Source organism: Streptomyces humidus (assembly GCF_014649655.1).
In the GTDB taxonomy this organism is placed as follows: Bacteria; Actinomycetota; Actinomycetes; order Streptomycetales; family Streptomycetaceae; genus Streptomyces; species Streptomyces humidus.
Window position 1 is genome coordinate 178165 of record NZ_BMTL01000005.1, and the last position, 14959, is coordinate 193123.

Here is a 14959-nt window from a genome sequence, read left to right on the forward strand (position 1 = left end):
CGTACCACTGCTTCCAGAAGGCGAGGATGCCCAGTGAGCGAGCACAACGAGCAGCGTCTGCGCGACTACCTCAACCGCGTCACCATCGACCTCCAGCAGACCCGCAAGCGGCTGCGCGAGGCCGAGGAACAACGCCATGAGCCCATCGCGATCACCGCGATGAGCTGCCACTTCCCCGGCGGGGTGCGCAGCCCCGAGGACCTGTGGGCGCTGGTCGCCGCCGGCCGGGACACCATCGGCGCGATGCCGGCCGACCGGGGCTGGGAGGTCGGCGCGCTGTCCTCCTCCGGAGTGCCCGTGCAGGGCGCCTTCCTCGACGACCCGGCCGGCTTCGACCCGGGCTTCTTCGGCATATCGCCGCGCGAGGCCCTCGCCATGGACCCGCAGCAGCGGCTGATGCTGCAGTCCTGCTGGGAGGCGGTCGAGCGGGCCGGCATCGACCCCGTGACACTGCGCGGCAGCCGCACCGGCGTGTTCGCCGCCTCCATCGACCAGGGCTACATGTCGCTGGCCGACGGCGCGCCCGAGGCGGTCCGGGGCTTCCTGATGACCGGCAACGCCGTCAGCGTCATGTCCGGCCGGGTGTCGTACGTCATGGGCCTGGAGGGCCCCTCGGTCACCGTCGACACCGCCTGCTCCGCCTCCCTCGTCGCCCTGCACCTCGCGGCCCACTCCCTGCGCAACGACGAGTGCGCGATGGCGCTCGTCGGCGGCGTCAACGTCATGGCCCTGCCCGGGGCGTTCGTCGAGATCGCCCGGCAGGGCGGCCTCGCCGCCGACGGCCGCAGCAAGCCCTTCGCCGCGGCCGCCGACGGCACCGGCTGGGGCGAGGGCGTCGCCGTCCTCCTCGTCGAACGCCTCCGTGACGCCCGGGCCGCCGGCCGGCCCGTCCTCGCCGTGCTGCGCGGCAGCGCCATCAACCAGGACGGCGCCAGCAACGGCCTCACCGCCCCCAACGGGCCCTCCCAGCAACGGGTCATACGGGCCGCCCTCAAGGACGCGGGCCTGACCCCGGCCGACGTCGACGTCGTCGAGGCCCACGGCACCGGCACCCGGCTCGGCGACCCCATCGAGGCAGACGCCCTGCTCGCCGCCTACGGGCGGGAACGCCCCCGGGAGCGGCCGCTGTGGCTCGGCTCCGTCAAGTCGAACATCGGCCACACCCAGGCCGCCGCAGGTCTGGCCGGCGTCATCAAGATGGTCATGGCGATCCGGCACGGCGTCCTGCCCCCCACCCTGCACGTGGACGCCCCCACCCCGCACGTCGACTGGAGCTCCGGCGCCGTCCGGCTGCTCACCGAGGCCCGCGACTGGACGGGCGCCGGGGCGCCGCGCCGCGCGGGCGTGTCCTCGTTCGGCATGAGCGGCACCAACGCCCACGTCATCGTCGAGCAGGCGCCGGACGCCGACATCGACACCGACGCCGAAGCCGCCCCGGACGCGAGCGGCGTCCCCGTCGCCTGGCCGCTGGCCGCCCGCACCCCCGACGCGCTGCGCGACCAGGCCGTCCGCCTCGCCGCCCGGATCAGCGGCCCCGAGACGGACACGGCCCGCCCCGCCGACATCGGCCACTCCCTGGCCACCACCCGCTCCGCCTTCGAACACCGGGCCGTGATCGTCGCCGACGACACGGAGGGGTTCCGCCGCGGCCTCGCCGCCGTGGCCGCCGGCGGCAGCGCCCCCGAGGCCGTCGTGGGCCGCACCGGCGCGGGCGACGGCAAGACGGTGTTCGTCTTCCCGGGCCAGGGCGGCCAGTGGGAGGGCATGGCCCGCGCCCTCCTGACCGAGTCACCGGTGTTCGCCGCCCGCATGGCCGAGTGCGAGCAGGCCCTCGCCCCCCACCTGGACTGGTCGCTGTCGGCCGTCGTCCGCGGCGAGCCCGACGCCCCGAGCCTGCGGCGCATCGACGTCGTCCAGCCAGTCCTGTTCGCCGTGATGGTCTCCCTGGCCGCGCTGTGGCAGGCGTACGGCGTCGAACCGGACGCCGTCGTCGGCCACTCCCAGGGCGAGATCGCGGCCGCCTACGTGGCGGGCGCCCTGTCCCTGGAGGACGCCGCCCGGATCGTCGCCGTCCGAAGCCGCGCCCAGCGCGAGCTGTCCGGCACCGGGGGCATGGCCTCCGTCGCGCTGCCCGCCGACGCCCTGCGCGAGCGGCTGCGCCCCTTCGACGGCCTGTCCGTCGCCGCCGTCAACGGCCCCGCCTCCGCCGTCGTCGCGGGCGATCCCGCGGCCCTGGAGGAGTTCCTGACGGGCTGCGAGAGCGACGGGACACGGGTGCGGCGCGTCGCCGCCGACGTCGCCGGCCACTCCGCCCACATGGACCCGCTGCGCGAGGGCGTCCTCGCCGCCCTCGCCCCGGTGCGGCCGCGCGCCGCACGCGTCCCGTTCTGCTCCACGGTCACCGGCACGCTGCTCGACACCGCCGCCCTGGACGCCGCCTACTGGTTCGCCAACATGCGGCAGACGGTCGACTTCGACACCGCCGTGCGGACCCTGGCCGGGCAGGAGCACACGGTCTTCCTGGAGATCAGCCCGCACCCGGTCCTCACCGTCCCGACCCAGGACATCGTCGACGACCTCACGGACCCCGACGCCGCCGTCCCCGCCCCGCCCGCCCTCGTCACCGGCACCCTGCGCCGCGACGAGGGCGGACTGCGCCGGATGCTCACCGCTCTCGCCGAACTGCACACGGCGGGCGTCCGGGTGGACTGGCGGGCCGTGTACGAGGGCCACCGGCCCCGACGGGTCGACCTGCCCACCTACGCCTTCCAGAACCGGCGCTTCTGGCTCGAACCGGAAACCGGCGCAGCCGCCGGCGCCGTCGCGGAGGACCCCGCCGACGCCGCCTTCTGGGCCGCGGTCGAGCGTGAGGACGTCCCCGCCGTCGCCGCCACCCTCGGCGTCGCGGCCGACACCTGGAGCGACGTCGCGCCCGCCCTCGCCGACTGGCGCCGACGCCGCCGCGACCGCTCCGTGCTGGACCGCTGGCGCTACCACGTCACCTGGCAGCGGCACACCGTGCCGCCCGCCGCACCCCTGCACGGCGTCTGGCCGGTGCTCGTCCCCGAGGGCCGCGCCGACGACGCCGTCGTGACCCGGGCCGTGGACGCGCTGCGCCGGCGGGGCGCCGAACCCCGCCTCGTGACCCTGGACGCCTCCCACACCGACCGGAGCCGGCTCGCCGGGGAACTGCGCCCCCTCCTGGCCGACGCACCGGCCGGATTCCTCTCCCTGCTGGCCCTCGACGAGCGCCCCCACCCCGGTCTGCCCGCCCTGCCCACGGGCCTGGCCCTGACCACCGCCCTGCTCCAGGTGCTGGACGAGGCCGCGACCGCGGCCCGCCTGTGGTGCGCCACGACCGGCGCCGTCGCGGTCCGCACGGGCGAGCCCGTGCCCCACCCCGCACAGGCCCTGGTATGGGGCCTCGGCCGCACCGCCGCCCTCGAACACCCCGGCCTGTGGGGCGGGTTGGTCGACCTGCCGGACACCTGCGACGAACCCGCGGCCCTGCGCCTCGCCGACGTCCTCGCCGGCGCCGACGAGGAGGACCAGCTGGCCGTGCGCCCCTCCGGCGTCCACGTCCGGCGGCTCGAACGCGCACCCGCCGGCGGCGACACGCCGCAGCCCTGGCAGCCCCGGGGCACCGTGCTCGTCACCGGCGGCACCGGCGGCCTCGGCGCACACGCCGCACGCCGGCTCGCCGACGGCGGCGCCGAGCACCTCGTCCTCGTCGGCCGACGCGGCGCCGACGCGCCCGGCGCCGGGGAACTGGCCGCCGAACTCACCGCACTCGGCGTCGGCGTCACCCTCGCGGCCTGTGACATCACCGACCGCCGGGCCCTGTCCGACCTGGCCGACCGGCTCGCCGCCGAGAACCACCGCGTCGACGCCGTCCTGCACACCGCCGCGGCCGCCCAGCTGCTGTCGCTGCGCGAGGAGAGCCCGGAGACGATGAACGCCACCCTGGCCGCCAAGGTCCAGGGCGCGGCCAACCTCGACGCGGTGTTCGCCGACGCCGACCTGGACGCGTTCGTCCTGTACTCCTCCGTCTCGGGCACCTGGGGGAGCGCCGACCACGCCGCCTACGCCGCGGGCAACGCCTACCTCGACGCCCTCGCCGGCCACCGCCGCGGACGTGGCCTGAAGGCCACCTCGATCGTGTGGGGCATCTGGAGCGCCGAGGGCGGCGGCCTGGCCACCGGCGACCTGGAACGGCAACTGCTCCAGCGGGGCATCCCGTTCATGGACCCGCGCCTCGCCGTCGCCGGACTCCAGCGGGCCCTGGACGACGACGAGACCGTGGTCGTGGTCGCCGACGTCGACTGGGCGCGCTTCGTGCCCGTCTTCACCTCCGTGCGCCCCAGCCCCCTCATCGCCTCCCTGCCCGACGTCCGCGCGCTCGCCGCCGCCGAGGAACCCGCCGCCGACGACCCCGCCGACGGCGCGTCCGGCCTGCGCCGCAGCCTGGCCGGCCTGCCCGAGCCCGAGGTCCGGCGCACCCTGCTGGAACTCGTCCGCACCCACGCGAGCGCCGTCCTCGGCCACGACAGCGTCGACGCGGTCCTGCCCGACCGGGCCTTCCGCGAGCTGGGCTTCGACTCCCTCATCGCCGTCGAGATGCGCAACCGGCTCAACACGGCCACCGGCCTGCGGCTGCGCGCCACGGTCGTCTTCGACTACTCCACCGCCGCGCTGCTCGCCGAGCACCTGCGGACCGAACTCCTCGGCGGAGCCCCGCCTCCGGCGGCCGAACCCGGCGCCGGGGCCGGCGCCGCACCCGACGAGCCCATCGCCGTCGTCGCCATGAGCTGCCGCTTCCCCGGCGGCATCGACACCCCCGAACGGCTGTGGCAGCTGCTCCAGGACGGCGGCGAGGTGCTGTCGGGCATGCCCGCCGACCGCGGCTGGCCCCTGGAGCGCCTCTACCACCCCGACCCCGACCACCAGGGCACCTCCTACGTGCGCGACGGCAGCTTCCTGCACGACGCGGGCGACTTCGACCCCGCCTTCTTCGGGATCTCCCCGCGCGAGGCCGTCGCCATGGACCCCCAGCAGCGGCTGCTGCTGGAGACCTCCTGGGAGGCTGTGGAGCGCGCCGGCATCGAACCGGGCACCCTGCGCACCACCCGCACCGGCGTCTTCGTCGGCCTCAACTACCAGGACTACACCTCCCTCGCGGGCGCCTCCCCGGAGGGCGGCGAGGGCCACCTGGTCGCCGGGGGAGCGGCGAGCGTCGTCTCCGGCCGCGTCGCCTACACCCTCGGCCTGGAGGGCCCGGCGGTCACCGTCGACACCGCCTGCTCCTCCTCCCTCGTCGCCATCCACCTCGCGGCCCAGGGACTGCGCGGCGGCGACTGCTCGCTCGCGCTGGCCGGCGGCGTGGCCGTGATGGCCACCCCGGGCGTCTTCGTCGGCTTCTCCCGGCAGCGCGGCCTCGCCGCCGACGGCCGCTGCAAGGCCTTCGGCGCCGGAGCGGACGGCATGGGCCTCGCCGAGGGCGCCGGAGTGGTCCTCCTCGAACGCCTCTCGGACGCCCGCCGCAACGGCCACCCCGTCCTCGCGGTGCTGCGCGGCTCGGCCGTCAACCAGGACGGCGCCAGCAACGGCCTGTCCGCCCCCAACGGCCTCGCCCAGCAACGCGTCATCCGCCAGGCCCTGGCCAACGCCCGGGTCACGGCGGCCGACGTCGACGTCGTCGAGACCCACGGCACCGGCACCACACTCGGCGACCCCATCGAGGCGGACGCCCTGCTCGCCACCTACGGCCAGGAACGCCCGCACGGACGGCCCCTGTGGATCGGCGCGCTCAAGTCGAACATCGGCCACACCCAGGCCGCGTCCGGCGTCGCCGGCGTCATCAAGACCGTCCTCGCCCTGAACCACGGCGTCCTGCCCCGCACCCTGCACGCCGACGAGCCCTCCCCGCACGTCGACTGGGACTCCGGAGACGTCGCCCTGCTCACCGAGGCCCGCCCGTGGCCCGAGACGGGGCAGCCCCGCCGGGCCGGCGTCTCCTCCTTCGGCTTCAGCGGCACCAACGTCCACGCCGTCCTGGAGGAGGCCCCGCCCGAGACCGAGCAGAGCGAACCGCGGGACGTCACCGACGCCCCCGCCTGGATCCTGTCGGCCCGGTCGCCGCGCGCCCTCGCCCGCCAGGCGGAGCGGCTGCGCGAGCGCCTCACCGGCCCCGACGCACCCGAACCCCTCGACGCGGCCTGGTCCCTGGCCACCGGCCGCACCCCCTTCGAGCACCGCGCCGTGCTCGTCGGCGCCGACCCGCTGGCCGCCCTCGACGCCCTCGCCGCGGACGGAGAGGCCCCCGGGCTGGTCCGCGGCACCGCCGACACCGACGGCCGCCGCGTCTTCGTCTTCCCCGGCCAGGGCGCCCAGTGGGCCGGCATGGCCGTCGAACTCCTCGACGCCTGCCCGGTGTTCGCCACCGCCCTCGCCGACTGCGAACGCGCTCTCGCCCCGCACGCCGACTGGTCGCTGGAAGCCGTCCTGCGCGGCGAGGAGGGCACGCCCCCCTTCGAGCGGGTGGACGTCGTCCAGCCCGCACTGTGGGCCGTGATGGTGTCCCTCGCCGCACTGTGGCGCTCCTGGGGCGTCGAGCCCGACGCGGTGCTCGGGCACAGCCAGGGCGAGATCGCCGCGGCCGTCGTCGCCGGGGCGCTGTCCCTGGACGACGGCGCCAAGGTGGTGGCGCTGCGCAGCCGCGCGATACTCGCCCTCGCCGGACACGGCGGCATGCTGTCCCTCGCCGCCTCGCGCGGGCGGGCCGCCGAACTCGTCGAGGGCCGGGCGGACCTGTCCCTGGCCGCTGTCAACGGCCCCTCGGCCGTGGTCGTCTCGGGCGCCCCCGAGGCCCTGGCCGCGCTCCGGGCCGACTGCGAGGCCGACGGCGTCCGCACCCGCACGGTGGCGGTCGACTACGCCTCCCACTCCGCCCAGGTCGAGCGGATCCGCGAGGACCTGCTCACCGCGCTCGACGGCATCCGCCCCGTCACCGGCGACGTGCCCCTGTTCTCCACCCTCACCGGCGACTGGCTCGACACGACGGCCATGGACGCCGGCTACTGGTACCGCAACCTGCGCGAGACCGTCGAGTTCGACGCCGCCGTCACCGCCCTCGCCGCCCAGGGCCACGAGACCTTCGTCGAGGTCTCGCCGCACCCCGTGCTCACCATGTCCGTCCAGGACTCCCTCGACGCCGCCGGCGTCGCACAGGCCGTGGTGACCGGAACACTCCGGCGCGGCGAGGGAGGCCTCGCCCGCGCGGTCGCCTCGGCCGCCGGACTGTGGGTCCGCGGAGCGCCCGTCGCCTGGCCGGTCCTGTTCGAGAACTCCGGCGCCCGCCGCGCCGATCTGCCCACCTATCCGTTCGAGCACCGGCGCTACTGGCTCCGACCGGCCGAACCGGCGGCCGCCGCCACGCAGACGGACGACGACACCGGCTTCTGGGACCTCGTCGAGGGCGCCGACCCCGTCGCCGCCTTCTCCGGCCTGGACGTCGACGCCGACGCGCTCGGCCGGGTGCTGCCCGCGCTGGGCGACTGGCGCCGCCGCAGGCGCGAGAACGCCACCGTCGAGGGCTGGCGCTACCGCGTCGACTGGCAGCCGGTCCCCGAACCGCCGGCCGCCCGCCTGTCCGGCGTCTGGCTGGTCGCCGTGCCCGAGGGACCCGAGGGACCCGAGGAGGACCCCGTGGTCCGGGACACGCTCCGGGCCCTCGACGAGGCCGGCGCGCGGGCGGTCACCGTGCGGCTCGGCGACGACGACGCCGACCGCCGGGCCCTCGCCGCGAAACTCGCCGACGCCCTCGACGGACACGGCCCGCAGGGCGTCCTCTCCCTGGCCGCCCTCGCCGGACGCCCCCACGCCCGCCACCCCGCCGTCTCCACCGGCGCCGCGCTGACCCTCGTCCTGGTGCAGGCCCTCGGCGACCTCGGCGTCGACGCCCCGCTGTGGTGCGCCACCCGCGGCGGCGTCTCCACCGGCCCCACCGACCCGCTCACCGCCCCCGACCAGGCACTGACCTGGGGCACCGGCATGGTCGCGGGACTGGAACACGCCCACCGCTGGGGCGGCCTCGTCGACCTGCCGCCCGCCCTCAACACCCCGGCCCGCGAACGGCTGCGCGCGGTCCTGGCCGGTGCGACCGGCGAGGACCAGCTCGCCCTGCGCGCCTCCGGCCTCCTCGCCCGCCGCCTGGTACGCGCCCCGCGCCTGCCCGGAGCCGGGTCCCGGCCGGCCTGGCGTCCCCGGGGCACCGTCCTGGTCACCGGCGGCACCGGGGCCCTCGGCCCCCACCTCGCCCGCTGGCTCGCCCACGGCGGCGCCGAACACCTCGTCCTGCCCGGCCGGCGCGGCGGCGACGTCCCCGGCGCCGACGAACTGCGCGCCGAACTCGCCGACCTCGGCGCCCGCCTCACCCTGCCCGCCTGCGACGTCGCCGACCGCGACCAGGTGGCCCGGCTGCTGGACTCCCTCGACGCCCAGGGCACCCCGGTCACCGCCGTCTTCCACGCCGCCGCCTACATCCAGCTGGCCTCCCTGGACGACACCCCGCTCGACGCCTTCGCCGAGGTCGTCGCCGCCAAGGCGGACGGCGCACGGCACCTCGACGAACTCCTCGACCGCGAACTCGACGCCTTCGTGCTGTTCTCCTCCGTCGCCGGTGTGTGGGGCAGCAGCAACCACGCCGCGTACACCGCCGGCAACGCCTACCTCGACGCCCTGGCCGCACACCGCCGGGCCCGCGGCCTGACGGCGACCAGCGTCGACTGGGGCGTCTGGGCCGCCGCCAACCCGTGGGCCGTCCGCGACACCGTCGACGACTCCGACTTCTACCGCGTGCAGAAGCAGGGACTGCCGCTCATCGAACCCGACCGCGCGCTGACGGGGCTGCAACAGGCCCTCGACGACGACGAGAGCGTCATCGCCCTCGCCGACGTCGACTGGGAGCAGTTCGCCGCCGTCTTCACCTCCGTACGCCCCAGCCGGCTGCTCACCGGCGTCCCCGAGGTCAGGCGCCAGCTGGAGGAGGCACAGAGCCCGGCGACGGACTCCACGGCCCCCGCCGCGTCCGCCTTCCGCGAGCGCCTGACCGGGCTGCCCGAGACCGAGCAGCGCCGGGTCGCCCTCGACCTGGTGCGCGGCCACGCGGCAGCCGTCCTCGGCCACGACTCGCCCGAGGAACTGCGGCCCGGCCGGGCCTTCCAGGAACTCGGCTTCGACTCGCTCACCGCCGTCGAACTGCGCAACCGCCTGCGCACCGCCACCGGCCTCCCGCTGCCCGCCACCCTTGTCTTCGACTACCCCTCCGCCGCCGTCCTGGCCGACCACATCCGCGCCGAGACACTGGGCGAACAGGCGGCCTCCGCCGCCCCCTCGACCGGGCCGGCGGCCGCCGACGACCTCGTCGCGATCGTCGCCATGGGCTGCCGCCTCCCCGGACAGGTCCACACCCCGGAAGAGCTGTGGGAGGTCCTGGCATCGGGCGCCGACGTCGTCACCGAGTTCCCCGACGACCGCAACTGGCCGCTGGACACCCTTTTCGACCCCGACCCGGACCGGCCCGGCACCTGCTACGTCCGGCACGGCGGATTCCTGCACGACGCGGGCGAGTTCGACGCCGACTTCTTCGGGATCTCCCCGCGCGAGGCCCTCGCCATGGACCCCCAGCAGCGGCTGCTCCTGGAGACCACCTGGGAGACCCTCGAACGGGCCGGCCTCGACCCCGAACGCCTGCGCGGCAGCGACACCGGCGTCTTCACCGGCGTCAACTACCAGGACTACGGCGCCTCCGTCGCCCAGACCCAGGAGAACGAGGGCCATCTCCTCACCGGCAGCGCCGCCAGCGTGATCTCCGGCCGCATCTCCTACACCCTCGGCCTGGAGGGACCCGCCGTCACCGTCGACACCGCGTGCTCCGCCTCCCTGGTCGCCCTCCACATCGCCGCGCAGTCCCTGCGCTCCGGGGACTGCTCGCTCGCGCTGGCCGGAGGCGTCGCGGTGATGTCGACACCGGGCGCCATCGTCAGCTTCGCCCGGCAGCGCGGCCTCGCCGCCGACGGCCGCTGCAAGGCGTTCTCCGACGCCGCCGACGGCATGGGCATGGCCGAGGGCGTCGGCGTGATCCTGCTGGAGCGCCTCTCCGACGCGCAACGCAACGGCCACCCCGTGCTGGCCGTCCTGCGCGGCTCCGCCGTCAACCAGGACGGCGCCAGCAACGGCCTCACCGCCCCCAACGGCCCCTCCCAGCAGCGGGTCATCCGGGCGGCCCTGGCCAACGCCCGGCTCACCCCGGCCGACGTCGACGTCGTCGAGACCCACGGCACCGGCACCAAGCTCGGCGACCCGATCGAGGCCCAGGCGCTGCTCGCGACCTACGGCAGGGAGCGCGACGGCGGCCGCCCGCTGCTGATCGGCTCCCTGAAGTCGAACATCGGCCACACCCAGGCCGCCGCCGGCGTGGCCGGAGTCATCAAGACCGTCCTCGCCCTCCGGCACGGCCAGGTGCCGCCCACCCTGCACGCGCAGCGGCGCTCCACCGAGGTCGACTGGACGGCAGGAGCCGTCGAGGTGGTCACCGAGCCGACGCCGTGGCCGCGCACCGGCCGGCCGAGCCGCGCGGGCGTGTCCGCCTTCGGCATGAGCGGCACCAACGTCCACGCCGTCATCGAGGAGGCCCCCGCACCGGACCCCACGGCGTCCGTGCCCTCCGCATCCCGCGGCCCACTGGCCTGGCCGCTGTCCGCCAAGTCGACGGACGCCCTGAGCGCCCAGGCGCGGCGGCTCGCCGAGCACCTGCTCCAGGAGCCCGGCGCTCCCGCCCACGGCGTCGCCGCCGCCCTCGCCGGCCGGACCGCTTTCGAGCATCGCGCCGTCCTCGTCGGCGACCCCGGCGCCCTGCCCGGCGTCCTCGCCGCGCTCGCCGACGGCGCGAGCGCCCCCGACCTGGTGCGCGGCCTCGCCGACACCGAGGGCCGGACGGTGTTCGTGTTCCCGGGTCAGGGGTCGCAGTGGGCGGGGATGGCGGCCGGACTGCTGGATTCGTCGGCGGTGTTCGCGGCGCGGATGGCGGAGTGTGAGGCGGCGTTGGCGCCGTTCGTGGACTGGTCGCTGACGGAGGCGGTGCGGTCGGGTCGGGCGTGGGAGGGGGTGGATGTGGTGCAGCCGGCCCTGTTCGCGGTGATGGTGTCGTTGGCGCAGGTGTGGCGGTCGTTCGGGGTGGTGCCGGACGCGGTGGTGGGTCACAGTCAGGGGGAGATCGCGGCGGCGGTGGTGGCGGGTGCGTTGTCGCTGGAGGACGGGGCCCGGGTCGTCGCCCTGCGCAGCCGTGTCCTGGACTCCCTGGCCGGACGCGGCGGCATGGTCTCCCTCGTCCTGCCGGAGACCGAGGCCCGCGCCGCCATCGCCCCCTGGGCCGACGTCCTGTCCGTGGCCGCGCTCAACGGCCCCGCAGCGACCGTCGTCGCCGGAGACGCGGACGCCGTGACCGCACTGCTCGCGCACTGCGAGGCCGAGGACATCCGCGCCCGGCGCGTCGACGTCGACTACGCCTCCCACTGCGACCACGTCGAGGAGATCCACGGCGTGCTCATGGACGCGCTGGCCGGGCTCTCGCCCACCGAGGCCGAGGTGCCCCTGTACTCCACCGTCGACGGCCGCTGGCTCGACACCACGCGGATGCACGCCGACTACTGGTACCGCAACCTGCGCGAGACCGTCGGCTTTGAACCCGCCGTACGCGCCCTCGCCGCCGAGGGGTTCACCTCCTTCGTCGAGGTCAGCCCCCACCCGGTGCTCACCATCTCGGTCGAGGAGACCGTCGAGGCGACCGGCCGCCACGCCGTGGCCGTCGGATCGCTCCGCCGGGACGAGGGCGGAACGCACCGCATGCTGCGCTCCGCGGCCGAACTGTGGGTGCGCGGCGGCGCCGTCGACTGGGCCGCCGCGTGCGCCGACGGCGCGGCACCGGTGCCGCTGCCGACCTACGCCTTCCAGCGCCGCCACTTCTGGATCAAGCCCCCGGCCGCGCTGCCCGCGGGCCCCGGCGCCTCCGGCCATCCCTTCCTCACCCACGCCGTCGAGATGGCCGGCACCGGCGAGATCGTCCTCACCGGCAGCCTGTCGACGCGGACCCACCCCTGGCTGGCCGACCACACCGTCTCAGGGGTGACCCTGCTGCCGGGCACCGGCTTCGTCGAGATGGCCGTGCGCGCCGCGGACGAGGCGGGGTGCCCGCAGGTCGAGGAGCTCACCCTGCAGGCGCCGCTGGTCCTCGACCGCGACGAGACGGTGCACGTCCAGGTCCGGGTCGGCGCCCCCGACGACGAAGGCCGCCGCGGCCTCGGCGTCTTCTCGCGTGTCGCCGAGGGCACGGGTGCCTGGACCGCCCACGCCGACGGAGTCCTCGCCCCCCGGCCCCTCGACGGCCCGGCCGCGTTCGCCGCCTCCGCCTGGCCCCCCGCCGGCGCGGAGCCGGTCCCGGTCGACGACCTCTACGAGCGCTTCGCCGGCTCCGGTTACGGCTACGGCCCCGCCTTCCACGGCCTGCGCGCCGCCTGGCGACTGGGCGACGACGTCTACGCCGAGGTCGGGCTGCCCGAGGACCAGCAGGACCGGGCCGCCGCGTTCGGGCTCCACCCGGCGCTGCTCGACGCCGCCCTGCACGGCCTGTGGCTCACCACCCCGGGCGGCGCCTCCCAGGCCGACGAACCCGGCACCGCCCGGCTGCCCTTCTCCTGGGGCGCCGTGCGGCTGCACGCCTCGGGCGCCACCGAACTGCGCGTCCGGCTCAGCTACGACGACACCGGCGCCATCGCCCTGTCCGCGGCCGACCCCACCGGACAGCCCGTCGCCGACGTGGGCGCGCTGGCCGTGCGGACCGTCTCCCTCGACGCCCTCCGGCGCACCCGGGACAGCCGCCAGGACTCGCTGTTCCGGCTCGGCTGGACCGTCCTGCCCGCCACGGACCGGCCGCCGAGGGGCCGTTGGGCCGCCCTCGGGACCGCGCCGCTGCTGCCCGAGACCCACGCCGACCTCGCGGCGCTCACCGCCGCCGTGGAGGCCGGCGCCCCCGTGCCCGAAACCGTCGTCACCGCGCTCCCCGCGGGCGGCGACAGCGCCGACGCGGCCCGCGGCGGACTCACCGCCGTGCTCCGCCTGCTGCAGGACTGGCTGGCCGACGACCGCTGGGCAGACACCCGGCTCCTCCTCGTCACCCGGGGGGCCGTCGCCACCGACCCCGGGGACGACGTCGGCGACCTGACGGCGGCGGCCGTGTGGGGACTCGTGCGCTCCGCGCAGTCCGAACACCCCGACCGGATCGTGCTCCTCGACACCGACACCACCGCCACTGACACCACCGGCGGTGACGGCGACGACGGCGACGACGGAGACCAGGGTCTCGACCTCCCGCCGCTCGCCGCCGCCATGGCCGCGGGGGAGACACAACTCGCCGCGCGAAAGGGCCGGTTGCTCGCCGCACGGCTCACCCGGGTCGCTGCCGCCGAGACCGGGGGCGAAACCCCTGACGACGGCGGGAGCACCCGATGGGACCCGGACGGCACGGTGCTCGTCACCGGCGCCTTCGGCGTCCTCGGCGGGCTGGTCGCCCGGCACCTGGTCACCGAGCACGGCGTCCGCAGGCTGCTGCTGACCGGACGCCGCGGCGCGGACACCCCCGGGGCACGGGAGCTGGTCGGCGAACTCACCGCCCTGGGCGCGCACGTCGACGCGCGAGCCTGCGACGCCGCCGACCGCGAGGCCCTCGCCGCACTTCTCGCCGACATTCCCGGGGAGCACCCGCTCACCGCCGTCGTCCACGCGGCCGGCGTCCTCGACGACGGAGTCATCGCCTCCCTCACCCCGGAGCGCGTCGACCGCGTCCTGCGCCCCAAGGCCGACGCGGCCCTGAACCTGCACGACCTCACCGAGCACCTGCCGCTGACCGCGTTCGTGCTGTTCTCGTCCGCCTCCGGCACCGTCGGCAGCTCCGGGCAGGGCAACTACGCGGCCGCCAACGCCTTCCTCGACGCGCTCGCCCGGCGTCGCCGCGCCCGCGGACTGCCCGCCCGGTCGCTGGCCTGGGGCATGTGGGCCGAGCGCAGCGCGCTGACCGGCACGCTCGACGAGGTCGACCTGCGACGGCTGGCCCGCGGCGGCGTGGCCGCCCTTTCCAACGAGGAGGGCCTGGCCCTGTTCGACACCGCGCTAGGCCTGGACGAGGCGGCGCTGGTGCCCGTCCGGCTCGACCTGGCCCGACTGGCGGCCCAGGCGGGCACGGCCGGCGTGCCGCCGCTCTTCCGCGACCTGGTCCGCGGGCCCGCCCGCCGCGCCGCCGCCACCGGCGGCGGCATGGCCGAGGAAGCGGACCTGCTGCGCCGCCGGCTGGCGGGCCGGTCCGCCGACGAGGCCCGGCGCGTCCTCACCGACCTGGTACGCGCCCACGTCGCCGACGTGCTCGGACACACCGGCGCCGCGGCGATCGACCCCGAACGCGCCTTCCGGCAGCTCGGCTTCGACTCGCTCACGGCCGTCGAACTGCGCAACCGGCTGCGCGCCGCGACCGGACTGCGCCTGCCGGCGACCCTCGTCTTCGACTACCCCAGCCCGACCGCGGTCGCCGGGTACTGCGCCGAGCGCCTCGTCCCGGCCGCCCCCACGGCCGCCGACGCCGCCGACGCCACGGACGCAGCAGAGGCCGCCGGACCGGCCGACGACGACATCGCCCGCACGGTGTCGGCCATCCCGGTCGCCGAACTGCGCCGCTCGGGCCTGCTGGAGGCCCTCCTGCGGCTCGCCGGACCCGCGCCCCACGAGAACGGCGCCGCCGGGGAGGCCACGGACGCCGACCGCGCCGAGGAGATCCAGGACATGGGCGTCGACGACCTCGTACGCCTCGCGATGGGAGGCGACCGTGCCTGAGCCCCGACCGCACCCGGACGCAAGG

At 76.5% G+C, this 14959-nt stretch carries 1 protein-coding gene; it reads left to right on the forward strand.

The features are described from left to right. The first annotated feature begins 33 nt into the window (after positions 1 to 33). Positions 34 to 14934: a type I polyketide synthase gene (locus IE239_RS07350; protein ID WP_190148445.1), complete on the forward strand. Its 14901-nt coding sequence runs from the start codon at positions 34 to 36 to the stop codon at positions 14932 to 14934. Positions 14935 to 14959 lie beyond the last annotated feature (25 nt).